This is a genomic window from Streptomyces sp. TRM70350, from assembly GCF_019219825.1.
Classification (GTDB): Bacteria; Actinomycetota; Actinomycetes; order Streptomycetales; family Streptomycetaceae; genus Streptomyces.
In genome coordinates this window covers 425,692-447,923 of record NZ_JAHUXH010000002.1, presented here as the reverse complement: position 1 = coordinate 447,923, position 22,232 = coordinate 425,692, and the positions used below count along the sequence as shown (strand labels likewise).

22 protein-coding genes and 2 pseudogenes are annotated in these 22,232 nt (G+C 70.8%); 6 read left to right on the top strand and 18 right to left on the bottom strand.

Annotated features, from left to right (window positions below):
- Positions 1-19: 19 nt before the first annotated feature.
- The 4 genes and pseudogenes from KWI83_RS05355 to KWI83_RS05345 form a co-directional block, all read right to left on the bottom strand.
- Positions 20-592: a TetR/AcrR family transcriptional regulator gene (locus KWI83_RS05355; protein ID WP_218513093.1), complete on the bottom strand. Its 573-nt coding sequence runs from the start codon at positions 590-592 to the stop codon at positions 20-22.
- 80 nt (positions 593-672) lie between these two features.
- Positions 673-911 (bottom strand): annotated as a pseudogene (locus tag KWI83_RS38150) (hypothetical protein); the annotation flags it as partial.
- 125 nt (positions 912-1,036) lie between these two features.
- Positions 1,037-2,482, bottom strand: coding sequence for an alkaline phosphatase PhoX (locus KWI83_RS05350; protein ID WP_218513092.1), 1,446 nt, complete (start codon positions 2,480-2,482; stop codon positions 1,037-1,039).
- 541 nt (positions 2,483-3,023) lie between these two features.
- The gene (locus KWI83_RS05345) at positions 3,024-4,457 is read right to left on the bottom strand and encodes a hypothetical protein (RefSeq protein ID WP_218513091.1); all 1,434 of its coding nucleotides are present in this window, start codon (positions 4,455-4,457) and stop codon (positions 3,024-3,026) included.
- Between the two features lie 305 nt (positions 4,458-4,762).
- Here KWI83_RS05345 and KWI83_RS05340 point away from each other — a divergent pair, with 305 nt between their 5' ends.
- A complete protein-coding gene (locus KWI83_RS05340) occupies positions 4,763-6,589 on the top strand; it encodes an endonuclease/exonuclease/phosphatase family protein (protein WP_218513090.1) in 1,827 nt (608 codons plus the stop codon).
- Positions 6,590-6,703: 114 nt separating this feature from the next.
- On the opposite strand, the gene KWI83_RS05335 is transcribed toward KWI83_RS05340, so the two are convergent.
- Complete coding sequence (locus KWI83_RS05335) at positions 6,704-7,201, bottom strand: DUF3618 domain-containing protein (protein WP_218513089.1); 498 nt, start codon at positions 7,199-7,201, stop codon at positions 6,704-6,706.
- Complete coding sequence (locus KWI83_RS05330; protein ID WP_218513088.1) at positions 7,198-7,617, bottom strand: phage holin family protein; 420 nt, start codon at positions 7,615-7,617, stop codon at positions 7,198-7,200. The genes KWI83_RS05335 and KWI83_RS05330 overlap by 4 nt, the downstream gene beginning before the upstream one ends.
- Positions 7,618-7,917: 300 nt before the next feature.
- Between KWI83_RS05330 and dapA the strand changes: the two genes are divergently transcribed.
- The gene (gene dapA, locus KWI83_RS05325; protein WP_218513087.1) at positions 7,918-8,889 is read left to right on the top strand and encodes a 4-hydroxy-tetrahydrodipicolinate synthase; all 972 of its coding nucleotides are present in this window, start codon (positions 7,918-7,920) and stop codon (positions 8,887-8,889) included.
- A gap of 125 nt (positions 8,890-9,014) precedes the next feature.
- On the opposite strand, the gene KWI83_RS05320 is transcribed toward dapA, so the two are convergent.
- From KWI83_RS05320 to KWI83_RS05305, 4 genes and pseudogenes are all read right to left on the bottom strand, one after another.
- Positions 9,015-9,251 (bottom strand): hypothetical protein, encoded by a 237-nt coding sequence (locus KWI83_RS05320; protein WP_218513086.1) that lies wholly within the window; start codon positions 9,249-9,251, stop codon positions 9,015-9,017.
- Positions 9,252-9,381: 130 nt separating this feature from the next.
- Entirely contained in the window at positions 9,382-10,371 is a 990-nt protein-coding gene (dapD, locus tag KWI83_RS05315; protein WP_218513085.1) for a 2,3,4,5-tetrahydropyridine-2,6-dicarboxylate N-succinyltransferase, read from the bottom strand.
- Positions 10,372-10,721: 350 nt separating this feature from the next.
- Positions 10,722-11,252: pseudogene (locus KWI83_RS05310) on the bottom strand (TetR/AcrR family transcriptional regulator); the annotation flags it as partial.
- Positions 11,252-11,572 carry a multidrug efflux SMR transporter gene (locus tag KWI83_RS05305; RefSeq protein ID WP_218513084.1) on the bottom strand — a complete coding sequence of 107 codons (321 nt, stop codon included), beginning with the start codon at positions 11,570-11,572 and terminating at the stop codon, positions 11,252-11,254. The pseudogene KWI83_RS05310 and the gene KWI83_RS05305, both read right to left, overlap by 1 nt.
- 187 nt (positions 11,573-11,759) lie before the next feature.
- On the opposite strand from KWI83_RS05305, the gene KWI83_RS05300 reads away from it, so the two are divergent.
- A complete protein-coding gene (locus tag KWI83_RS05300; RefSeq protein WP_218513083.1) occupies positions 11,760-12,608 on the top strand; it encodes an AbfB domain-containing protein in 849 nt (282 codons plus the stop codon).
- Positions 12,609-12,669: 61 nt separating this feature from the next.
- On the opposite strand, the gene KWI83_RS05295 is transcribed toward KWI83_RS05300, so the two are convergent.
- The 8 genes from KWI83_RS05295 to KWI83_RS05260 all read right to left on the bottom strand — a co-directional run bounded on the left by KWI83_RS05295 (position 12,670) and on the right by KWI83_RS05260 (position 19,251).
- Positions 12,670-13,002, bottom strand: coding sequence for a metal-sulfur cluster assembly factor (locus KWI83_RS05295; protein WP_073942328.1), 333 nt, complete (start codon positions 13,000-13,002; stop codon positions 12,670-12,672).
- Positions 12,999-13,463 carry a Fe-S cluster assembly sulfur transfer protein SufU gene (gene sufU / locus KWI83_RS05290; RefSeq protein ID WP_141308822.1) on the bottom strand — a complete coding sequence of 155 codons (465 nt, stop codon included), beginning with the start codon at positions 13,461-13,463 and terminating at the stop codon, positions 12,999-13,001. The genes KWI83_RS05295 and sufU overlap by 4 nt, the downstream gene beginning before the upstream one ends.
- Positions 13,464-13,481: 18 nt before the next feature.
- Positions 13,482-14,738 (bottom strand): cysteine desulfurase, encoded by a 1,257-nt coding sequence (locus tag KWI83_RS05285; protein WP_218513082.1) that lies wholly within the window; start codon positions 14,736-14,738, stop codon positions 13,482-13,484.
- Positions 14,735-15,499 carry a Fe-S cluster assembly ATPase SufC gene (gene sufC / locus KWI83_RS05280; RefSeq protein WP_218513081.1) on the bottom strand — a complete coding sequence of 255 codons (765 nt, stop codon included), beginning with the start codon at positions 15,497-15,499 and terminating at the stop codon, positions 14,735-14,737. The genes KWI83_RS05285 and sufC overlap by 4 nt, the downstream gene beginning before the upstream one ends.
- Before the next feature lie 7 nt (positions 15,500-15,506).
- Entirely contained in the window at positions 15,507-15,827 is a 321-nt protein-coding gene (locus tag KWI83_RS05275) for a non-heme iron oxygenase ferredoxin subunit (protein WP_218513080.1), read from the bottom strand.
- On the bottom strand, positions 15,824-17,008 hold the full coding sequence (gene sufD / locus KWI83_RS05270) for a Fe-S cluster assembly protein SufD (protein ID WP_218513079.1): 1,185 nt from the start codon (positions 17,006-17,008) through the stop codon (positions 15,824-15,826). The genes KWI83_RS05275 and sufD overlap by 4 nt, the downstream gene beginning before the upstream one ends.
- Positions 17,009-17,095: 87 nt before the next feature.
- A complete protein-coding gene (sufB, locus tag KWI83_RS05265; RefSeq protein ID WP_218513078.1) occupies positions 17,096-18,517 on the bottom strand; it encodes a Fe-S cluster assembly protein SufB in 1,422 nt (473 codons plus the stop codon).
- Positions 18,514-19,251 (bottom strand): metalloregulator ArsR/SmtB family transcription factor, encoded by a 738-nt coding sequence (locus KWI83_RS05260; protein ID WP_218513077.1) that lies wholly within the window; start codon positions 19,249-19,251, stop codon positions 18,514-18,516. The genes sufB and KWI83_RS05260 overlap by 4 nt, the downstream gene beginning before the upstream one ends.
- A gap of 208 nt (positions 19,252-19,459) precedes the next feature.
- Here KWI83_RS05260 and KWI83_RS05255 point away from each other — a divergent pair, with 208 nt between their 5' ends.
- Genes KWI83_RS05255 through KWI83_RS05245 form a run of 3 tightly spaced genes read left to right on the top strand, consistent with a single transcriptional unit; the run spans position 19,460 to position 22,225 of the window.
- Positions 19,460-20,383: an ABC transporter ATP-binding protein gene (locus tag KWI83_RS05255; protein ID WP_218513076.1), complete on the top strand. Its 924-nt coding sequence runs from the start codon at positions 19,460-19,462 to the stop codon at positions 20,381-20,383.
- Positions 20,384-20,442: 59 nt separating this feature from the next.
- Positions 20,443-21,159 carry an ABC transporter permease gene (locus KWI83_RS05250; protein WP_256361860.1) on the top strand — a complete coding sequence of 239 codons (717 nt, stop codon included), beginning with the start codon at positions 20,443-20,445 and terminating at the stop codon, positions 21,157-21,159.
- A 58-nt stretch (positions 21,160-21,217) separates the two neighbouring features.
- Entirely contained in the window at positions 21,218-22,225 is a 1,008-nt protein-coding gene (locus KWI83_RS05245) for a heme A synthase (protein WP_218513074.1), read from the top strand.
- The last annotated feature ends 7 nt before the right edge of the window (positions 22,226-22,232 follow it).

The following is a 22,232-nucleotide window of genomic DNA, read 5'->3' as shown; positions in this document are numbered from 1 at the left end:
AGGCGCACCGAGGCGCCGCTCACCGCACCGCCCGCAGCCCCTCCATCAGCAGGGACAGATACCGCCGGATGTCCCTGCCCTGCCCGTCCGCCAGCTCCGACGCCGTCGCCACCCCGTGCGTCAGCCGCAGGACCTCGATCGGCTCGACGTCCTCCCGCAGGGCCCCCTCCGCCCGAGCCGCCCGCACCAGCCGCTCGGCCGCTCCCTTGAGGCTGGTCCCGCAGGCGGTGGCCACGGCCGAGCCGTCGTCCGTGACGGCCGAACCCAGCAGCGACTTCAGGCCACGGACCTGGATCATGCCCAGGGCCAGCTCGTTGAGCCACTCCACCAGTGCCTCACCCGGCGGCAGCTCCCGCGCGATCTCGTCGCCGCGCCGCGCGAGTGCCTCGATCCGGTCGAGGTGGGCGGCCACCAACAGCGCCTGGCGCGTGGGGAAGTGACGGTAGAGCGTGCCGGACCCGACCCCCGCCCGCCTGGCGATGTCATCGAGCGACGCGCCTTCCCCCTGCTCGGCGAAGGCCTCCACCGCCGCCTTCAGCAACCGCTCGTAGTTGCGCCGAGCGTCCGCGCGCATGGGCTTGACCTGCGTCATCCAGCAACTCCTCGCAAACCGGAGACTCTCCCCGATGCTACTGATGAGGCCCACGGACGGTGTACCGCCGCCCGTGGGCCTCATCCGGTGCCCCTCGGCATCAAGGAACCCCCCGATGGATCAGCCGGCCGACCCCACGGCGAGTCGGCGTCCCGCGCCGCCTCCAGCAGCGGCACCATCCGGAACGCCGCGTCCGACAGCCCGCCCAACGTGTGCCTGTCGCCCTTCCGGACGGCCCGTGGCCCGCCCGGTGACCGGCCAGGTTCCAGGTGTGGCCCGGAATGTGCGCCGGGACCTGCTCGGTCGGGTCGCCGTGGCGGCACGGCGCGGGCTCACCGGCATGCCGCACCGCTCACACAACTTGGACATGCGTGAACCGTATGTCCAGCACCACAGGTCGTCCGTCGAATCGGACAGCCCCACCCGTACGGGTGACTCGGCGTTCTAACGCCGCTGCCGCTTCCAGGGACCGGTGATGGCGAGCATGATGCCCGGCTCCTGGATGTTGGCGTACAGGGTCCTGCCGTCGGGTGAGAAGGTGACGCCGGTGAACTCGCTGTACTCGGGCTCGTCCTCGGTGCCGATGTTCAGGTCGTTGCGGGCGAGGGGGTAGGTGCGACCGCTGTCGGTGGCGCCGAACAGGTGCTGGACGCCGTCGCCGTCCTCGGCGATGATCAGGCCGCCGTACGGGGAGACGGTGATGTTGTCGGGGCCGTCGAAGGCGCCGTCCCTGGCGGGGTCGGGGTTCACGCCGAGCAGGACCTTCAACGTCAGCGTCCGGCGCTTGGGGTCGTAGAACCAGACCTGGCCGTCGTGCTGGGCGGGGCTCTCCTCACGGGCGTACGAGGAGACGATGTACGCGCCGCCGTCGCCCCACCACATGCCCTCCAGCTTGCGGCCGCGGGTGATCTCGCCCTCGCCGAACTGCTCCCGCACGGGGACCGTCCTGGCGTCGCGGTCCGGGACGTCGACCCAGTCCACGCCGTAGACGGTGCCGACCTTGGTGGCGCGGGAGAGGTCGTCGACGAAGTGGCCGCCGGAGTTGTAGCACTTGGGCGCCTGCAGGACACCGGCGTCGTCGGCGAGGGTGCGGAACCTCCCGGGGCCGTACTCGAAGCCCTCCGGCGGGGTCCAGCGGTAGAACAGGCCGTTGGGTTCGTCGGCGTCCTCGGTGAGGTAGGCGTGGCCGCGCTTGGGGTCGATGACGACGGCCTCGTGGTCGTAACGGCCGAAGAACTTCAGCGGCTTGGGGTCGCGGTTGGCGCGCCGGTCGCAGGGGTCGACCTCGAAGACGTAGCCGTGGTCCTTGGTCATGCCGTTCTCGCCGGCCCGGTCTGAGTTCTCCTCGCAGGTCAGCCAGGTGCCCCAGGGGGTGGAGCCGCCGGCGCAGTTGTTGGCGGTGCCGGCGATACCGACCCACTCGGCGACCCGGCCGTCGCGGCGCACCTCGACGACCGTGCAGCCGCCGGGGGCGGCGGGGTCGTAGACGAGGCCGTCGATGAGCGGTACGGGGTACTCCTGTTCGTCGCGCGGGCCGTCCATCTCGTGGTTGTTGACCAGGAGGGTGGTGCCGCGCGGACCGGCGAAGGCCGCGGTGCCGTCGTGTTCGGCGGGGGTGAACTCGCCCGACTCCAGCCTGGTCCTGCCCGCGTAGGTGAGGATCTTGTACGAGAAGCCTGCGGGCAGCGCGAGGATGCCGTCCGGGTCGGGGACGAGCGGGCCGTATCCGACCCCGCCGTGCCTGGCCGCGGACTCCTCGCCCGTGGTCTCCGTCTCGGCGGACGCGAGGGCGCCGGGGGCGGTGGCGAGCGCGCCGACGCTGCCCGCCAGTGCGACACCGGCGCCGGTGATCGCGGTGGTCCTGGCGAAGTCCCTGCGAGTGAGCGACATGCTGTCTCCTGTGACGGGGCGAGTGCCGTGGAGGGTGGCGGACCTCGGGTCGGCGCAACGGTGACGCCCGGTCGTGAACGCCACCTGAACACCGAGCGACACCGCCCGGCTCGCTTCCATGAATCCGTACACCCCCACCACCGGCCGGGAACCGCTCGGACAACGGCGGAAACGGGCCCCGGCACGGCCACGTCCCGTCGAGTGGTGCAGCCGGGCAGCGTTCATTGCCCGCAGGTCATGGCAGTGGTCGGCCCAACATCCGGGTGGCGAGCCGCGCATACCGCCCTGCTGGGCTCGGGCAGCGGCCCGCGACGCCTGGCCGCACCGGCCGCCACAGGCCCCCCGGACGGGCGGGGGCCAAAGGGCTGCACCACGCGGCGGGACGCCGCCCCCGGCACAAGCCGACACCACTCCCACAACAGCAGAAACCAGTCCCGGCACGCGGTTTCGGGGAATCCGCCCCCGCAACTCCGCCCTCGCAACGGGGAAACCGATCACCGTTCGTACGCGAGGCGACCGCTCCCGCAGCGTCGGGAAACCCTCAACCGCCCTGCTGCGAGCGCGCCTTGAAGGCCGCCTTCCTGGCCTCCTTGGCGATCTTCTTGTCGGGGTGGATCCGCCCCATCGCCTCCAGGACGTCCGCGGTGGCCGGATGGTCGACCCGCCAGGCCGCCGCGAAGAAGCCGCTGTGCTGCTCCGCGAGCCCCTCCACCAGGCCGCGCAGTTCCTCGGAGTTGCCCTCGGCGGCGAGCTGTGCGGCCAGGGTGTCCACGGTGAGCCAGAAGACCATCGCCTCGGACGGGGCGGGTACGTCCGTGCAGCCGTGCTCGGTCAGCCAGACCCGGGCGAGACCGCCCAGCTCGGGGTCGTCGAGGACGTCCCGCAGGGCGGGTTCGGCGTCGGGGCCGACGAGCGAGAGGGCCTGCTGGCAGCGCAGTCGGCGCAGCGGGGCGCCGGAGTCCGCGCCCCGGGCGGCGGCGAGCAACTCCCGCGCGGCGGCGAGGGGTTCGCGGCGGGCCAGCCACTGTTCCGTCTCGGCCTGCGCGGCCCGCGGCCCGAAGGCGGCTGTCTTGTCGAGCAGCGCGTCGGCGCCCTTGTCGGCCAGTTCGCCCACCGCGGGCGCGTCGAAACCGGCTTCCAGCAGCCGCGCCCGCAGCCCGTACAGGCCGAGCGGGGTGAGCCGGACCATGCCGTAGCGGGAGACGTCGGTGTCGTCGACGGCGCCCGGTTCCCCGGCGGCGTCCTCGGCGTCCGCCATCAGCGCCTCGTCGACCGGCTGGTACTCCACCAGCCCCACCGGCTGAAGCACCCGGAACTGGTCGTCCAGCCGCATCATCGCGTCCGACACCTGCTCCAGAACGTCGTTGGTGGGCTCGGCCATGTCGCCCGGCACGATCATCGACGCGGCCAGCGCGGGCAGCGGCACGGGCGCCCGGCCGGGGCCGTCCTCACTGACGGTGAGCAGGTAGAGGTTGCCGAGCACGCCGTCGAGGAACGCGGACTCCGCCCCGGGGTCCCAGTCCAGCGCGGTGTGGTCGACCCGGCCGCCCTCGTCCATCGCGTGGGCCAGGTCGTCGAGGTCGGGCACGCTCGCGTCGGCGAGCACCGTCTCCAGGGCGCCCAGCCACACGCCGAGCACGTCGTGCGGGGAGCCGCCGGTGAGCCGCGCCAGCTCCTCGCCCGCCGTGACGGTGCCGGCCGCCTCGTCGACGACCTCGACCAGCCCGGTGTCCACGGCCATCCGCCAGGCCTCACTGGCCAGCGCGGCCGCGTCGTCCCCGCTCAGCCCGAGCGCCTCGGCCGCGGCCGGCAGCTGCTCGTCGACCAGTGCGCCCCCGGCCTCCACGCGTGTGCCGGGCCCGGCCCAGCGGGCGAGCCGGGCGGCCCGGGACAGCAACGGCGTGGACAGCGCGTCGCGCGCCAGCTCCGCTTCGGAGGTCAGCCGCACCGGCGGCAGGGGGGAGCTGTCTGACATCGGGGGGATCTCCTAGGGCGCCTTGGAGGCCGTACGACCGTCTGTACGTCGTACGACCCCGAAACCCGTCGTACGACTCAGCCGCTCAGCCTAGACGGATTTCCACCCATGCCGCCCGGTTCATCTCCCCGTCGGGCGCTGTACATGGCCGAAACCTTGACAAGTGGCCTGAGGACACAGGAAATTGACGCGCGTAGAAATGGGGGGGACAGGTGTTCACTCCGTTCACGGTTTCTACGCGCGTCGTCACTGTTTTCCGTTCCACCCTCGTCCCGGCGCTCACGTACGTCCCCGGAGGGATCCCGTTGCCGAGCAAGTCTTCCGCGCGCCTTGCCGCGCTCACCGTCGCCGCCGTCTGTTCCGCGGCGTCCACCGTCGTCATCGCCGCGCCCGCGCACGCGGACGCGGTGCGCATCCATGACATCCAGGGCAGTACGCGGATATCTCCGTACGCCGGCCGGCAGGTCACGGACGTGGCCGGAATCGTCACCGGCGTGCGCACCTACGGTTCGTCGCGGGGTTTCTGGATCCAGGACCCGATCGCGGACGCCGACCCGGCCACCAGTGAGGGCATCTTCGTCTTCACCGGCTCCACCCCGAAGGTCGCCGTCGGCGACTCGGTGACCGTGTCCGGAACGGTGTCCGAGTACGTCCCGGGCGGCACCTCCTCCGGCAACCAGGCGCTCACCGAGATCACCCGGCCGACAATCAGCGTCGTCTCCAGCGGCAACCCGGTCCCGGCCGCCACGGTGATCGACGCGCGGTCCGTGCCGAACGCCTACACCCCGGCGGGCGACCCGGCGGCGAACGGTTCCATCAACGGCCTGCCGCTCCGGCCGGAGAAGCACGCCCTGGACTACTACGAGTCCCTGGAGGGCATGAACGTCCAGGTCGCCGACACGCGCGTGGTCGGCGCCACCGACCCGTACACCGAGCTGTGGGTCACGGTGAAGCCGCGCGAGAACGCCAGCCGCCACGGCGGCACGGTCTACGGCTCGTACACCTCGCAGAACACCGGCCGCCTGCAGATCCAGTCCCTCGGCAAGGTCGCCGACTTCCCGGACGCGAACGTCGGCGACATGCTCACCGGCACGACGACCGGCCCGCTGGACTACACCCAGTTCGGCGGCTACACCCTCGTCGCGAGGGAGCTCGGCACGCTGAAGCAGGGCGGCCTGGAGCGCGAGACGACCCGCAAGCAGCGGCGCGGCGAGCTGGCGGTGGCGACGTACAACGTCGAGAACCTCGACCCGGCCGACGCCACGTTCGACGAGCACGCCGCCGCGATCGTGCACAACCTCCAGTCGCCCGACATCGTGTCCCTGGAGGAGATCCAGGACAACAACGGCACGAAGAACGACGGCACGGTCGCCGCCGACCGGACGATGACCAAGCTGATCGACGCGATCGTCGCCGCGGGCGGCCCGCGCTACGACTGGCGCTCCGTCGACCCGGCGGACGGCGAGGACGGCGGCCAGCCCGGCGGCAACATCCGCAACGTGTTCCTGTTCAACCCCGAGCGGGTGTCCTTCACCGACCGCCCGGGTGGCGACGCGACGACCGCCACCGGCGTGACCAAGGTGCGCGGCAGGGCGGCGCTCACCGTCTCCCCCGGCCGGATCGACCCGGCGAACGCGGCCTGGGAGGACAGCCGCAAGCCGCTGGCCGGAGAGTTCGTCTTCCGGGGCAGGACGGTCTTCGTGATCGCGAACCACTTCGCGTCGAAGGGCGGCGACCAGTCGCTGCACGCCCAGTACCAGCCGCCGACCCGCACGTCGGAGACCCAGCGCCACCTCCAGGCGACGGTGGTGAACGCGTTCGTGAAGCAGATCCTGGACACCCAGAAGAACGCGGACGTCGTCACGCTCGGCGACATCAACGACTTCGAGTTCTCCGACACGGTGGAGATCCTCGAAGGCGACGGCGAGCTGTGGTCGGCGATCAAGTCGCTGCCCAGGAGCGAGCGTTACTCGTATGTCTACCAGGGCAACAGCCAGACGCTGGACCAGATCCTGATCAGCCCGTCGATCCGGCGCGGCTGCGACTTCGAGTACGACAGCGTGCACATCAACGCCGAGTTCCACGACCAGATCAGCGACCACGACCCGCAGGTGCTGCGGTTCCGCCCGTAACCGCTTGTGATCAGGGCCGGCTGAACCCCGCCCATGAAGAGGGCCGGCCGGTTCGTCCACCGGCCGGCCTTCGATCTCGACCGGCACTCAGGCGCCGACGAGCGTTCCGGTCACCTACCGCCCGCCGTGCCGCCGCCGCATCACCGCCGCCGCGACGACCACCGCTCCGGCCGCCGCCCCGGCGAGCAGCACCGTCCGGGGATGCCGTAGCCCGGCCTGGACGACCGTACGCACCGGCTGCGGCATGCCACCGTGCTCGACGGCCTCGCTCGCCCGGGCGGCCCTGCCCTGCACCGCGTGGCTCGCCTTCGTGGCCCTGCCCTGCACGGCGTGCGTCGCCTCGGCGGCCTTGCCCTGCACGGCGTGCCCCGCCTGGGCCGCCTTGCCCTGGACGGTGTGTCCGGCGTGGGCGGCGGTGCTGCGCAGTTGGACGGTCATCGCGCCGGCCTTGTCCCTCAGGTCGGCGGCGCGGGCCCTGGCACGGCCCTTGACGTCTGCCTTGGCCGCCAACTCCTCGACCGTGTCGCCGAGTTGGCTGCGGGTCTGCGCTATCTGCCGGCGCAGCTCGTCGGGCCCCTTGGCGCCGGTCCCCTGCGTCGTCCTGTCTGTCATCGATGTGCCCTTTCCTTGATCTCCTCGACATCGGCTCTGACGCTGCCGAGGGTCTCCTCGGGCGTGGGGGGTGCCGCGCGGCGCAGCTGGGCGCGGCCGGTCGCGGCCAGTAGTCCGGCGAGCGCGAAGAGCACGCCGGTGACGATGAGCGCCGCAGCCCAGACGGGCAGCGTCAGCGAGAGCGCGGCGGCGGCCGTGGCGGCAAGGGCGAGCAGCCCGGCGTAGGCGACGGCGCCCGCGGCGCCGAGGAGTCCGCCGCCGCGACCCGCGCGTCGGCCCTTCTCGGCCAGCTCCTCCTTGGCGAGGTGTATTTCCTGCCGTACGAGCTGGGAGAGTTGTTCGGTTGCCTGGCCGACGAGTTCGCCCACCGAGTGGTGCTCCTCGGCCACGGGCTTGGCGTCCGGGGTCCCGGTCACGGTGTTCCGCCTCCTCTCGTTCGGAATACCCGGGTACCCGTCCCCGCCCTCGCTACCCGTTCCCCGCGTCCCCGCCACCACGGCGGCCCAGTCGCGCCCAGCTGGGTCTGGAACCAGTCGAGGCGGGCCTGCAACAGGGCAGCCTCGGCGACGAGTTCGGCTGCGCCGAGTCCGGCGGGCGGCAGCCCGGGCTCGCTGTGCGCACCGGTGAACCATCTCCACCGCGCCGCACAAGCACTTACCAATACGTCGTAGAAAATTTAAGTGGATCTACAAGATCCCCCTGCCGACACTACTCCCATGACGAACGCCCCCTGCCCCGCCCCGCCCTTCGGCCGCACCCTCTGCGCGATGATCACCCCTTTCACCGAGGCGGGCGCGCTCGACCTCGACGGCGCGCAGCGGCTCGCCGACCGGCTGGTGTCGCGGGGCTGCGACGGGCTGGTGCTCAACGGCACCACGGGTGAGTCGCCGACCACGTCCGACGCCGAGAAGGCGGCGCTCGTCCGGGCGGTGCGGGAGGCGGTCGGGGACCGCGCGTCCGTCGTCACGGGCGTCGGCACCTCCGACACCCGCCACACGATCGAGCTCACCGTGCAGGCCGAGCAGGCGGGCGCGGACGGTGCCCTGGTCGTCACCCCGTACTACAGCCGACCCCCGCAGGACGCCGTGGAAGCGCACTTCCGCGAGGTGGCGGACGCGTCCGGCCTGCCGCTGATGCTGTACGACATCCCGGCCCGCACCGGCACCCGCATCGAGCCGGACACAGTGATCCGGCTCGCCGAGCACCCCCGCGTCGTGGCGGTCAAGGACTGCTCGTACGACTTCCTCGGCACCCAGAAGGTCCTGTCCCGCACGGACCTGGCGTACTACGCGGGCTGCGACGAGCACAATCTGGCCCTGTACGCGGTGGGCGCGGCGGGCTGCATCAGTACGGTGGCGAACGTGATCCCCCGTCACATCCGCTCCGTTCTCGACGACTTCGACGCGGGCGACACGACCGGCGCGGCCCGCCGCCAGCGGCAGGCCGTGCCCCTCATCGAGGCGATGATGTCGGCCGGGCTCCCCGGCACGGTCACCGCCAAGGCACTGCTGTCCGCGCTGGACCTGCCGTCGGGCCCGGTCCGCCCGCCCCTGCGCCCCGCGGGCCGGGAGGCGAGGGACGGTCTGCTGGCGACGTACGAGGAGCTGGCGGCGGACGAGGGATGGGCGGCGCGCGAGGAAAGGACGGCGGACGAGGAAAGGACGGCGGGCGAGCGACTGCCCGCATGACGAACAGCCCGCTGACAAGCGATGGCCCAGGGGACCACAGAGGCCCGGGGCCCCCACCGCAGACCATGTCTCCATGGCCTCCACGCGGTGGGGGCCCCGGGCCCCGGTGCTCGCGGCGGGACGGATCAGCCCGCGGCGTTCTCCGTGGTCTGCTCGTCGCCGACCAGCCGGAAGTGCTCCAGCACGTCCTCCATCGGGTCGTCGACCTGGCCGAGGTTGACCAGGCCGATCCGCGGACCGTTGTGCGAGGCCCGGTTGGTCTCGTCGGCGTGCGCGGCGCCCGCCGGGAGCCAGCACATCGTCGCCAGGATGACCACACCGGTCAGCCGACGCGCCACGATCCTCGCCCGCTCGTTCGTCATTTTGCTCAGTCCTCGTCTCACCGTTTCGGCATCTGATCGGACACTGGGTCCACCGAACTCATCTGCCGGAAGCGGCCCGAGGTAACGGACGGTAATCCTTTTAAGTGATCGTCTTGAGCGACGACAGGTGTCAGTTGTGGCTGTGCAGTACGTCGTTCAGCCCGCCCCACTCGGCGTTGTTCGGGCGGGCCTCGACGGTGCCGGTGACGGAGTTGCGGCGGAAGAGGATGTTGGAGGCGCCGGACAGTTCGCGGGCCTTGACGATCTGGCCGTCGGGCATGGTGACCCGGGTGCCGGCGGTGAGGTAGAGGCCCGCCTCGACCACGCAGTCGTCACCGAGCGCGATGCCGATACCGGCCTCGGCGCCGACGAGGGAGCGCTCGCCGATGGCGACCCGCTCCTTGCCGCCGCCCGACAGGGTGCCCATGGTGGAGGCGCCGCCGCCGATGTCGGAGCCGTCGCCGACGACGACGCCCTGCGAGATACGGCCCTCCACCATCGACGTGCCGAGAGTGCCGGCGTTGAAGTTGACGAAGCCTTCGTGCATGACGGTGGTGCCGGACGCGAGGTGGGCGCCGAGGCGGACACGGTCGGCGTCGGCGATCCGGACGCCGGCCGGGGCCACGTAGTCGGTCATGCGCGGGAACTTGTCGACGCCGAGGACGCTGAGGTGCAGGCCGCGGGCGCGGGCGGCGAGCCGTACGGTCTCCAGGGTGTCGACGGCGACCGGGCCGAGGGAGGTCCAGGCGACGTTGGCGAGCAGGCCGAAGATGCCGTCGAGGTTCGGCTCGTTCGGCTTGACCAGGCGGTGCGAGAGCAGGTGCAGGCGCAGGTAGGCGTCGTGGGTGTCGAGCGGCTTGTCCTCCACGGAGGAGATGACCGTCCGGACCGCCACGACCTCCACGCCGCGCACCTCGTCCTTGCCGACGGCCGCGACGCCGTGCTCACCGAGCAGCTCGGCCGTGCGCGCCCCGTCGAGGCGCTCGGTACCGGCCGGTCCGGGCTCGGCGGCCAGCTCGGGCGCGGGGAACCAGGTGTCGAGAACAGTGCCGTCAGCGGCGATCGTGGCAAGGCCGGCGGCCACGGCGCCGGTGGTGCGAGGAGCAGTCGTGTCGGTCATGAGGGCAACCTAACCGGCGGGGGGCCACGGATGCGAACCAGCGGGGCGATGTCTCAGGTGGCGGGCGGGGCGGCGGGGCCACCGGCAGGCAGGGACGTGGGGCCGTCGGCGAGCAGGGACGTGGGACCACCCGCGGGCAGGGACGTAGGGCCACCGCCGAGCAGAGGCGTGGGGCCGCCACCGGGCAAAGGCGTGGGGCCACCCGCGGACAGCGACGCGGGCCCACCACCAGGCACAGACATACAGCCACCCGCGGACAGCGACGCAGGCCCACCACCAGGCACAGACGTACCCCCGGGCAGCGACGTAGAGCCACCCCCGGGCAGAGGCGCAGGACCACCGCCAGGTCGGATCACCCGGTCCAGAACCTCCCGAGCCCACCCCTCCTCATACTCCACCCCCGTCAGCAGCACCTGCAGACAGATCCCGTCCATCACCGCGAGCAACGCCCGCGCGGTCGCCGGATCCGTGCGGTCGGCCAGGCGTTCGCTCACGGCCTCGGCCCACTCCGCGGCGACCGGCCGCAGCGCCGGGCGGCGCAGGGCGGCCAGGTACAGCTCGTACTCCAGCTCCACCCCCGTGCGGTCGCCCGCGAGCCACTCCCCCAGCAGGGCGGCGAGCTCGGCGGCCAGGTCGGTCCCCGGATCGGTCAGCGACGTGCGCCCGGCGACCAGCCGGGCGAAGCCCTCGTTCGCCTGCCGCAGCGCCGCGACCAGCAGGTCGTCCAGGGTCTTGAAGTGGTACGTCGTCGAACCGAGCGGCACTTCCGCCTCCGCGGCGACGGATCGGTGGCTCAGCCCGGCGATCCCCTTGGCGCCCACCACGCGGATCGCCGCGTCGATGATCCGCTGCCGTCGCTCGGGGTCGTACCGCCGGACCATCAGTGCGCACCGCCCAGGTTGAGCACCACGACCCCCACGACGATCAACGCGATCCCGGTGGCCCTGACCACGGTCATCCCCTCCCCGAGGAACAGCATCCCGATCACCGCGATCGCCGCGGTGCCGACGCCGGACCAGATCGCGTACGCCGTGCCGACGGAGACCGTTTTCAGGGTCTGGGCGAGCAACGCGAACGCGACCACGTACCCGAGGGCGGTCATCAGCGACGGCCACAGCCGGGTGAAGCCATGGCTGTACTTCATGGCGGTGGTGGCGGCGACCTCGGCCGCGATGGCACCGGCGAGCAGCAGGAATCCCATGTGTACGAGGGTACACAACGATGTGTACGGCCGTACACAAAGCGTCAGAGCCGTTGGCTGAACTCGATGTGGAAACGCTTGCCGAATCAGGCTGCTCAAGCGTCACATCGTCCACTAGTGTTTCACCGCTCAAATAGCGGCCCGTCGCGGCCGCGCCTTCCCCCGCGCGCCCCTGGAGGAACCGCGCATGCCCGAAAGCACCTCCCCACCCCCGCAGCAGCCGTGGGAGAACAACTGGTCCCCGGACACCTCCCGGGTCCCCGGCACACGGCGCCTGTGGCTGGCGGGCGGACTCGCCATGGCCACGATCGTCGGCTGCGTGACCGCGGTGGCCGTCATGGACGCGCGCCCTGACGGCGTGTCACCCAAGAGCGCGCCACCCGCCCCCACGGGCGGCGCGACCATACCCGGCCTGATCTCCTTTGCCAGCCCCTCCGCAACGGGCACGGCCACACCCCCCGGCAAGAGCGGCCTGTCGTCCGCCCAGCCCTCCGGGACCACGTCCGGGAAGCCGAGCCCCACCCCCATCACGAGCACACCGCCCAAGTCTCCCGCGCCCGGCACCACGTCCTCCAACGACCCGAAGCCGCCCACGAGTTCGGCCACCTGGCGCTTCGTCAACTCGGTCAACTACCCGGACCGCTACTGGCGCGTGAGCGACGGTCGGGTCACCCTCGACACGATCACCTCGTCCTCGGCCCGCCAGGACGCCACCTTCGAACTCGTCAAGGGCCTGGCCGACTCCTCCTGCTACTCCTTCGTCACGGCCGACGGCGACTACCTCCGCCACCGCGAGTTCGTCCTGCGCGCCGAGGACCACGACGGATCCAGCCTGTTCCGGCAGGACGCCACGTTCTGCCCCCGCTCCCTCGCCCACTCCGACGCGATCGCCCTGGAGTCCGTCAACTACCCCGGCCGCTTCCTGCGCCACCAGAACTTCCGGCTGCGCCTGGACCCCTACGAGCACCACGGCCAGTACTACGCCGACGCGGCGTTCCGCCTGGTGACCGACGTGGCCCGGACGGGGAACGAGTAACGGGTACGACAGTGGCCCCCGGCGGTGCGCCGAGGGCCACTGAAAGAACGTACGGGCGGGCTCAGACGTTGAACCCCAGCGCCCGCAGTTGCTCCCGACCGTCGTCCGTGATCTTGTCCGGACCCCACGGCGGCATCCAGACCCAGTTGATGCGCAGCTCGCTGACCAGGCCGTCCGTCGCGGACTTGGCCTGGTCCTCGATGACGTCGGTGAGCGGGCAGGCCGCGGACGTCAGGGTCATGTCGACGGTCGCCACATTGGAGTCGTCGATGTGGATGCCGTAGATCAGGCCGAGGTTGACGACGTCGATGCCCAGCTCGGGGTCGACGACGTCCATCAGGGCCTCGCGGAGCTCCTCCTCCGAGGCCGGTTTCATCTCCACGGTCTCGCTCATGCCGTCTTCCTTTCGGCGTCGGCGCCCAGCGCCTGGGCCGTCGCGTCCTTCCACGCCATCCAGCTCAGGAGGGCGCACTTGACCCGGGCCGGGTACTTGGAGACACCCGCGAACGCGACCGCGTCCTCCAGGATGTCCTCCATGGCGTCGTCCGGTTCGATCTTCCCCTTGGACTGCATCAGCTCCAGGAAGGTCTCCTGGATCTTCCGCGCCTCGGCCAGCTCCTTGCCGACGAGGAGTTCGTTCAGTACGGAGGCGGAGGCCTGGCTGATCGAGCAGCCCTGACCCTCGTACGAGACGTCGCTGATCGTCGTGCCGTCGTACTTCACGCGGAGCGTGATCTCGTCACCGCATGTGGGGTTCACGTGGTGCACCTCGGCGTCGCCATCCCGCAAGCCCCGCCCATGAGGGTTCTTGTAGTGGTCCAGGATGACTTCCTGGTACATCGAATCCAGCTTCACGGTTGCCGCTCACGCCCCTCAGCCGAAGAAGTTCCGTACGTGCTCCAGGCCGTCGACCAGTGCGTCGATCTCCGCCGGCGTGGAGTACAGATAGAACGACGCTCGCGTGGTCGCAGGAATTCCGTACCGCAGGCAGACCGGGCGCGCGCAGTGGTGGCCCACGCGGACCGCGATGCCCTGCTCGTCGAGGACCTGGCCCACGTCGTGCGGGTGGATGTCACCGAGGGTGAAGGAGATCGCGGCGCCGCGCTCCTCGGCGGTGGCCGGGCCGATGATGCGCAGGTCGGGGACCTCCGCCAGGCGCTTCACCGCGTACTCGGTGAGGGCGTGCTCATGGGCGAGGATCTTGTCCATGCCGATCGCCGACAGGTAGTCGATCGCCGCGCCCAGGCCGACCGCCTGCGCGATCGGCGGCGTACCCGCCTCGAACTTGTGCGGGGCGGGAGCGTACGTCGACGAGTGCATCGACACCGTCTCGATCATCTCACCGCCGCCGAGGAACGGGGGCAGGTCTTCGAGCAGCTCCTGGCGGCCCCACAGCACACCGATGCCCGTCGGGCCGCACATCTTGTGGCCGGTGAAGGCCACGAAGTCGGCCTGCAGGGCCTGCACGTCCAGCGGCATGTGCGGCGCGGCCTGCGAGGCGTCGACGCACACCAGCGCGCCCACCTCCTGCGCGCGGCGCACTATCGCCTCGACCGGGTTCATCGTGCCCAGGATGTTGGACACCAGCACAAAGGAGACGATCTTCGTCTTCTCCGTGATGATCTCGTCGATGGTGGACAGGTCCAGGCGACCGTCGTCCGTCAGGCCGAACCACTTCAGCTTCGCGCCCGTGCGCTGCGCCAGCAGCTGCCACGGCACGATGTTGGAGTGGTGCTCCATCTCCGTGATGACGATCTCGGTGTCGGAGTCCACCCGGTAGGGCTCGTCGGCCCAGCCGAGCATGTTGGCCACGAGGTTCAGCGACTCGGAGGCGTTCTTGGTGAAGATCACCTCGTCGCGGCTGGGCGCGTTGATGAACTCGGCGACCTTGTCGCGCGCGCCCTCGTACAGCGCCGTGGCCTCCTCGGCGAGCACATGCACACCGCGGTGGACGTTGGCGTTGTAGCGCTCGTAGTACTCACTCAGGGCGTCCAGCACCTGACGCGGCTTCTGGGAGGTCGCCGCGTTGTCCAGGTACACGAGCTTCTTGCCGTCGTGGATCAGTCGGTCCAGGACGGGGAAGTCCTTGCGGATCGCCTCGGTGTCGAGGAGGCCCGGCAGCTGTGTCACGCGGATGCGCCACCCTTCGTGTATGCCTCGTAGCCCTCGTTCTCCAGCTTGTCGGCGAGCTCGGGGCCACCGGACTCGGCGATGCGGCCGGCCGCGAACACGTGGACGTGGTCGGGCTTGATGTAGCGCAGGATGCGCGTGTAGTGGGTGATCAGCAGGGTGCCGACCTCGCCGGTCTCGCGGACGCGGTTGACGCCCTCGGAGACCACGCGCAGCGCGTCGACGTCCAGGCCGGAGTCGGTCTCGTCGAGGATCGCGATCTTCGGCTTGAGCAGCTCCAGCTGGAGGATCTCGTGGCGCTTCTTCTCACCGCCGGAGAAGCCCTCGTTGACGTTGCGCTCGGCGAAGGACGGGTCCATGTTGAGGCGCTCCATGGCCTCCTTGACCTCCTTCACCCAGGTGCGCAGCTTGGGCGCCTCGCCGCGGATCGCGGTGGCGGAGGTGCGCAGGAAGTTGGAGACCGACACGCCGGGGACCTCGACCGGGTACTGCATCGCGAGGAACAGACCGGCGCGGGCGCGCTCGTCGACGGACATCTCCAGGACGTCCTCGCCGTCGAGGGTGACGGTGCCCTGGGTGATCGTGTACTTCGGGTGACCCGCGAGCGAGTAGGCGAGGGTCGACTTGCCCGAGCCGTTGGGGCCCATGATGGCGTGCGTCTCGCCCTGCTTCACGGTGAGGTCGACGCCCTTGAGGATCTCCTTCGTGGCGTTGTCGGCCTCGACGGTGACGTGCAGGTCTCGGATTTCAAGCGTTGCCATGGGTGCCTCAGGACTCCTGGGTGAGGGAGACGAGCACGTCGTCCCCTTCGATCTTTACGGGGTATACGGGGACGGGTCGCGTCGCCGGAAGGGCGTCGGGCTTGCCGGAACGGAGGTCGAAGCGCGAGCCGTGCAGCCAGCACTCGATGTGGCAGTCGTCGACCTCGCCCTCCGACAGGGAGACGTTCGCGTGCGAGCAGATGTCGTGGATGGCGAACACCTCGCCCTCGGTCTGCACGATGGACATCGGTGTGCCGTCGAGTTCCACCCGCTTCGGGGTGTCCTCCTCCAGCTCGCTCAGTCCGCAGACGCGTACGAATGCGGTCATGCGACCGACTCCTCCAGCTCTTCCTCGATCTTGGCGATGAGCCGCTCCTCGATGTCCGGGACGCCGATCTGCTGGACCAGTTCGGCGAAGAAGCCGCGCACCACCAGCCGGCGGGCCTCGTACTCCTGGATACCGCGGGCCATCAGGTAGAACAGCTGCTCGTCGTCGAAGCGGCCGGTGGCGGAGGCGTGACCGGCGCCGACGATCTCGCCCGTCTCGATCTCCAGGTTCGGCACCGAGTCGACCCGCGCGCCGTCCGTCAGGACCAGGTTGCGGTTCATCTCGTACGTGTCCGTGCCCTCGGCCTTGGCTTCGATCAGCACGTCGCCGATCCACACGGCGTGCGCGTCGTCGCCCTGCAGCGCGCCCTTGTAGGCGACGTTCGACTTGCAGTGCGGGGTGTTGTGGTCGACGAAGAGACGGTGCTCCTGGTGCTGGCCGGCGTCCGTGAAGTAGAGGCCGTACAGCTCGGCCTCGCCACCGGTGCCCGCGTAGGTGACGCGCGGGTGCAGCCGTACGAGGTCGCCGCCGAAGGTCACGATGACCGACTTGAAGCTCGCGTCCCGGCCGACCAGCGCGTTGTGCTGAGCGGCGTGCACGGCCTTGTCGTCCCAGTCCTGGACGGAGACGACGGTCAGCTTGGCGCCGTCGCCCAGGATGTAGTCGACGTTGGCGGCGAGCACGGCGTCACCGGTGTGGTCGATGACGACGACGGCCTCGGCGAAGGCCCCGAGCTCGATGACCTGGTGGCCGTAGGCGACCCCGCCCTGGCCGTGCACGGCGATACGGATCGGCTCGGTGAGGACCGTCTCCTTGGGGACGGTGACGACCCCGGCCTTCTCGAACGCCGAGTACGCCTGGGCGGCGACGCGGTCCACCGGGGTGCCGGCCTTGCCGAGCCGCGCGTCGTCGCGGCCGACGGTCTCGACGGTGACGCCCTCGGGGGCCTCCACCTCGACCTTGACGCCCTCGCCGGTGGCGACGGCGGTGCCGTCGTGCAGGCCGCGCAGGCGCTCCAGCGGGGTGAACCGCCACTCCTCCTCACGACCGTGCGGGACCGGGAAGTCCGCCACGTCGAAGGACGGGGGCGCGCTCATGCGCGTGGCGACGGTCGACTCGGCGGCCACCGCGATCGAGCCGGCGGTGGTGGAGCCCACCGGGATATTCTGAGCCTCAGCCATGGCTGTCGGTCTGCTCTCTTTCCTACGTTTTCGATCTTCGGCCCGCCCCGGGGGCGGGCCGCCTGCTGCCGGACCGGATGGCGGGTCTTAGCCGACCGCGCCTTCCATCTGCAGCTCGATCAGCCGGTTGAGCTCGAGGGCGTACTCCATGGGCAGCTCCTTGGCGATCGGCTCGACGAAGCCGCGCACGATCATCGCCATCGCCTCGTCCTCGCTCAGGCCACGGCTCATCAGGTAGAAGAGCTGGTCCTCGGAGACCTTGGAGACGGTCGCCTCGTGGCCCATGGACACGTCGTCCTCACGGACGTCCACGTACGGGTAGGTGTCGGAGCGGGAGATCGTGTCGACGAGGAGAGCGTCGCACAGCACGTTGGACTTCGCCCCCGGCGCGCCCTCGCCGATCTCGATCAGGCCGCGGTAGGACGTACGGCCACCGCCGCGCGCCACCGACTTGGAGACGATGTTGGACGAGGTGTTCGGCGCCATGTGGACCATCTTGGCGCCGGCGTCCTGGTGCTGGCCCTCGCCCGCGAAGGCGATCGACAGGGTCTCGCCCTTGGCGTGCTCGCCCATCAGGTAGACGGCCGGGTACTTCATCGTCACCTTGGAGCCGATGTTGCCGTCGACCCACTCCATGGTCGCGCCCTCGTAGGCGACGGCGCGCTTGGTGACCAGGTTGTAGACGTTGTTCGACCAGTTCTGGATGGTCGTGTAGCGGCAGCGGGCGTTCTTCTTGACGATGATCTCGACGACCGCGGAGTGCAGCGAGTCCGACTTGTAGATCGGGGCGGTGCAGCCCTCGACGTAGTGCACGTAGGCACCCTCGTCGACGATGATCAGGGTCCGCTCGAACTGGCCCATGTTCTCGGTGTTGATCCGGAAGTAGGCCTGGAGCGGGATCTCCACGTGCACGCCCGGCGGGACGTAGATGAAGGAGCCACCCGACCACACGGCGGTGTTCAGCGACGCGAACTTGTTGTCACCGGGCGGGATGACGGTCCCGAAGTACTCCTTGAAGAGCTCCGGGTGCTCCTTCAGCGCGGTGTCGGTGTCGAGGAAGATGACGCCCTGCTCCTCCAGGTCCTCACGGATCTGGTGGTAGACGACCTCCGACTCGTACTGGGCCGCGACACCGGCCACGAGGCGCTGCTTCTCCGCCTCGGGGATGCCGAGCTTGTCGTAGGTGTTCTTGATGTCCTCGGGCAGGTCCTCCCAGGACTCCGCCTGCTTCTCCGTGGAGCGCACGAAGTACTTGATGTTGTCGAAGTCGATGCCCGACAGGTCCGAGCCCCAGTTCGGCATGGGCTTCTTCTCGAAGAGCTTCAGGCCCTTGAGGCGGAGCTTGGTCATCCACTCCGGCTCGCTCTTCTTCGCCGAGATGTCCCGGACGACGTCCTCGTTCAGGCCACGACGCGCCGACGCGCCGGCCTCGTCGGAGTCGGCCCAGCCGTATTCGTACTTGCCCAGGCCCTCGAGTTCGGGGTGGGCAGTCTCCGTGGGGAGAGTCATGCGGGGTTCCTCCCGGCCGTGCTTGCGGTGTTGTGGGTCTTGGAAGTCTTGGGGATGAACGTCGTGCAGACACCGTCGCCGTGCGCGATGGTGGCCAGCCGCTGGACATGGGTACCGAGCAGCTCGGCGAAGATCTCCGTCTCGGCCTCGCACAGCTGCGGGAACTGTTCGGCGACGTGGGCGACCGGGCAGTGGTGCTGGCACAGCTGCTCGCCGGTGGGCGCGCTGCGCGCCGTAGCAGCGTACCCGTCCACGCTCAGGGCCTTGGCCAGCGCTTCCGTCCGCTGGTCGGGTGCGGCCGACTCGATCGCCTTGCGGTACGCGCTCGCCTGCGCGGCGATCCGGGCGCGGGCGAAGGCGGCGACCGCCTCGCTGCCGCCCTCGCGCTCGGCGATCCAGCGCAGCGCGTCGGCGGCGAGCTTGTCGTACGACTGGTCGAAGGCGTCCCGGCCGCAGTCGGTGAGGGCGAACACCTTGGCGGGCCGGCCGCGCGTCCGCGCTCCGTAGACCCGCTGTTCGCGCGCCTCGACGACATCGTCGGCGACCAGCGCATCCAGGTGCCGGCGTACGGCCGCCTGGGTGAGGCCGAGCCGTCCGGCGAGTTCGGCGACGGTCGACGGGCCGTGGTCCAGGATGGACCGCGCGACCCGGTTGCGCGTGGAGCGCTCCCCGGTCACGAACTCCTCCTGAGGGGCCCCCGTGGGGGTCTCCCGAACCTCGCCGACGTTTTTCACAACGCCATTGTTGCGTAATTCCTCAGAGGCAGGCAAGCGGCGTCCCACCCGCCCGACGGTGCCCTGCGTCACTTAGGCATACCTAAGCTGACCTGCAGAAACGATCTTTGATCGATCATCGTGCCCCGTCGGAGGGGTTCCCGGTCACCGGCCGGATCCGGCCCCCCGCCCCCCGCGGGCGCGGGCCGCGAACCTAGACTCTGGGGCCATGCGAAGTGAGCCCGTGGTCCAGGTGCAGGCCCTGGTGAAGCGGTACGGCGACAAGACCGCGGTGAACGGCCTGGACCTGCGGGCCCGGGCGGGCGTCACCGCCGTGCTCGGTCCCAACGGGGCCGGAAAGACGACCACGGTCGAGATCTGCGAGGGCTACCGGAGGCCGGACTCGGGCACGGTGCGCGTCCTGGGCCTCGACCCGGTGCGGCAGTCCCGCGAGCTGCGGCCGCGGGTCGGCGTGATGCTCCAGTCGGGCGGCGTCTACTCCGGCGCCCGCGCGGACGAGATGCTCCGCCATGTCGCGAAGCTGCACGCGCACCCCCTGGACGTGGAGGCGTTGATCGAGCGCCTCGGGCTCGGCTCCTGCGGCCGTACGACGTACCGGCGGCTGTCGGGCGGGCAGCAGCAGCGTCTCGCCCTGGCCATGGCCGTGGTCGGCCGCCCGGAGCTGGTCTTCCTGGACGAGCCGACCGCGGGCCTGGACCCGCAGGCCCGCCGGGCCACCTGGGGTCTGGTACGGGACCTGCGCGCGGACGGCGTCTCCGTGATCCTCACGACCCACTACATGGACGAGGCCGAGCAGCTCGCCGACGACGTCGCGATCATCGACGCCGGCCGGGTCATCGCCCAGGGCTCCCCCGAGGAACTGTGCCGCGGCGGCGCCGAGAACACGCTGCGCTTCACCGGCCGCCCCGGCCTCGACATAGGCTCCCTGCTCAAGGCGCTCCCCGCGGACTGCGCGGCCGCCGAGCTGACGCCGGGCTCGTACCGGGTCGTCGGCAAGGTCGACCCGCAACTGCTGGCGACGGTGACGTCGTGGTGCGCCCAGCACGGGGTGATGCCGGACCGGATCTCGGTGGAACGGCACACCCTGGAAGACGTCTTTCTGGAGCTCACCGGCAAGGAGCTGCGCGCGTGACCACGACGGCCGGAAAAGGCACGTACGCACCCAGGCCCGGCGCGGCCCCGCTCCCCCGCATGATCGCGGCGCAGGCGGCGCTGGAGACGAAGATGCTGCTGCGCAACGGCGAGCAGCTGCTGCTGACGGTGATCATCCCGACGCTGCTGCTCGTGCTCTTCAGCACCGTCGACATCGTCGACACCGGCGCGGGAAAGGCCGTCGACTTCCTCGCCCCCGGCATCCTCGCGCTCGCCGTGATGTCGACGGCGTTCACGGGCCAGGCCATCGCGACGGGCTTCGAACGCCGGTACGGCGTGCTCAAGCGGCTGGCGTCCTCCCCGCTCCCCCGCTGGGGCCTGATGACCGCGAAGACCGCGTCCGTGCTGGTCGTCGAGGTGCTCCAAGTGGTCCTCGTGACGGTGATCGCCCTCGCGCTGGGCTGGTCGCCGCAGGGCAACCCGCTCGCCGTACTGCTTCTGCTGATCCTCGGTACGGCCGCCTTCTCCGGCCTCGGTCTGCTGATGGCGGGCACGCTGAAGGCGGAGGCGACGCTGGCCGCCGCGAACCTCGTCTTCCTGCTGCTGCTCGTCGGCGGCGGGGTGATCGTCCCGCTGGGCAAGTTCCCGGACGCGGCGCAGAGCGTGCTGGGCCTGCTGCCCATCTCGGCGCTGTCGGACGGGCTGCGGGACGTGCTCCAGCACGGGGGCGGGATGCCGTGGGGCGACCTGGGGATCCTGGCCGGGTGGTCGGTCGTGGGCCTGGCGGCGGCGGGCCGGTTCTTCCGCTGGGAGTAGCGCACGCCGACTGGGGCCGGGGGACCCTCGTGAACGTGTGCACAAGCGGCCACCTACGATGGTGCGCGTGCCAAAGTTGACCCGCGCCGACGCCGCAGCGGCCCTGCGCAACCCGCTCGCCTTCATCGCCGCACGCTGGACCCCCACCACCAGGACGGTTCGGAGAGCGGCCCTCGCCGCACTCGTCATGTCGGTGGTCATCGTGGTCACCGGCGGCGCGGTCCGGCTGACCGGCTCGGGCCTCGGCTGCCCGACCTGGCCCAAGTGCACGGCCGACTCGCTGACCGCGACCCGCGAGATGGGCCTGCACGGCGTCATCGAGTTCGGCAACCGCATGCTCACGTACGTGCTGTGCGCGGCGGTCGGCTGGGCGATCATCGCGGCCCGTGCGCAGAAGCCGTGGCGGCGCGGCCTGACCCGGCTGGGCTGGGCGCAGTTCTGGGTCGTCATGAGCAACGCCGTGCTCGGCGGCATCGTGGTGCTGGTCGGCCTCAACCCGTACACGGTCGCGGCCCACTTCCTCGCCACCACGGCGCTGATCACCGTCGCCACGGTGATGTGGCAGCGCGTCCGGGAGGGCGACGGTGCGGCGCGGCCGCTGGTCGGCAAGGCCGTGCGGCAGCTGGTGTGGTGCCTGATCGCCGCCAGCGTCCTGCTGATCGTGGTCGGCACGGTGGTCACCGGGGCGGGCCCGCACGCGGGCGACTCCAGCGACGTACCGCGCATGCCCGTGGACTGGGAGACCGTCAGCAAGGTGCACGCGGTCCTGGCGTGGATCGTGGTGACGCTGACCTTCGCACTGTGGTTCGTCCTCAAGGCCGTAGACGCCCCGCGCGGCCCCCTGAACCGCACCCGCGACCTGTTCCTGATCCTGCTCGCCCAGGGCGTCATCGGCTACGTCCAGTACTTCACGGACCTCCCCGAACTCCTGGTCGCCCTGCACATGCTCGGCTCCTGCCTGGTCTGGATCGCGGTCCTGCGCGTGGCCCTGTCCCTGCGCGAACGCCCCGGGACCGCCCCGGCGGACCTGCCCGGGCAGACGGACCGGACGCTGACCACCGCCTGACCGGCCG

Coding starts and splice junctions, on each gene's coding strand:
- KWI83_RS05345 (WP_218513091.1), bottom strand. CDS start 4,457: ATGTCAGACAGCTCCCCCCTGCCGCCGGTGCGGCTGACCTCCGAAGCG.
- KWI83_RS05350 (WP_218513092.1), bottom strand. CDS start 2,482: ATGTCGCTCACTCGCAGGGACTTCGCCAGGACCACCGCGATCACCGGC.
- dapA (WP_218513087.1), top strand. CDS start 7,918: ATGACGAACGCCCCCTGCCCCGCCCCGCCCTTCGGCCGCACCCTCTGC.
- KWI83_RS05275 (WP_218513080.1), bottom strand. CDS start 15,827: ATGACCGCATTCGTACGCGTCTGCGGACTGAGCGAGCTGGAGGAGGAC.
- KWI83_RS05295 (WP_073942328.1), bottom strand. CDS start 13,002: ATGAGCGAGACCGTGGAGATGAAACCGGCCTCGGAGGAGGAGCTCCGC.
- sufB (WP_218513078.1), bottom strand. CDS start 18,517: ATGACTCTCCCCACGGAGACTGCCCACCCCGAACTCGAGGGCCTGGGC.
- sufD (WP_218513079.1), bottom strand. CDS start 17,008: ATGGCTGAGGCTCAGAATATCCCGGTGGGCTCCACCACCGCCGGCTCG.
- KWI83_RS05255 (WP_218513076.1), top strand. CDS start 19,460: ATGCGAAGTGAGCCCGTGGTCCAGGTGCAGGCCCTGGTGAAGCGGTAC.
- KWI83_RS05320 (WP_218513086.1), bottom strand. CDS start 9,251: ATGACGAACGAGCGGGCGAGGATCGTGGCGCGTCGGCTGACCGGTGTG.
- KWI83_RS05250 (WP_256361860.1), top strand. CDS start 20,443: ATGATCGCGGCGCAGGCGGCGCTGGAGACGAAGATGCTGCTGCGCAAC.
- KWI83_RS05355 (WP_218513093.1), bottom strand. CDS start 592: ATGACGCAGGTCAAGCCCATGCGCGCGGACGCTCGGCGCAACTACGAG.
- KWI83_RS05305 (WP_218513084.1), bottom strand. CDS start 11,572: ATGGGATTCCTGCTGCTCGCCGGTGCCATCGCGGCCGAGGTCGCCGCC.
- KWI83_RS05300 (WP_218513083.1), top strand. CDS start 11,760: ATGCCCGAAAGCACCTCCCCACCCCCGCAGCAGCCGTGGGAGAACAAC.
- KWI83_RS05335 (WP_218513089.1), bottom strand. CDS start 7,201: ATGACAGACAGGACGACGCAGGGGACCGGCGCCAAGGGGCCCGACGAG.
- sufC (WP_218513081.1), bottom strand. CDS start 15,499: ATGGCAACGCTTGAAATCCGAGACCTGCACGTCACCGTCGAGGCCGAC.
- dapD (WP_218513085.1), bottom strand. CDS start 10,371: ATGACCGACACGACTGCTCCTCGCACCACCGGCGCCGTGGCCGCCGGC.
- KWI83_RS05245 (WP_218513074.1), top strand. CDS start 21,218: ATGGTGCGCGTGCCAAAGTTGACCCGCGCCGACGCCGCAGCGGCCCTG.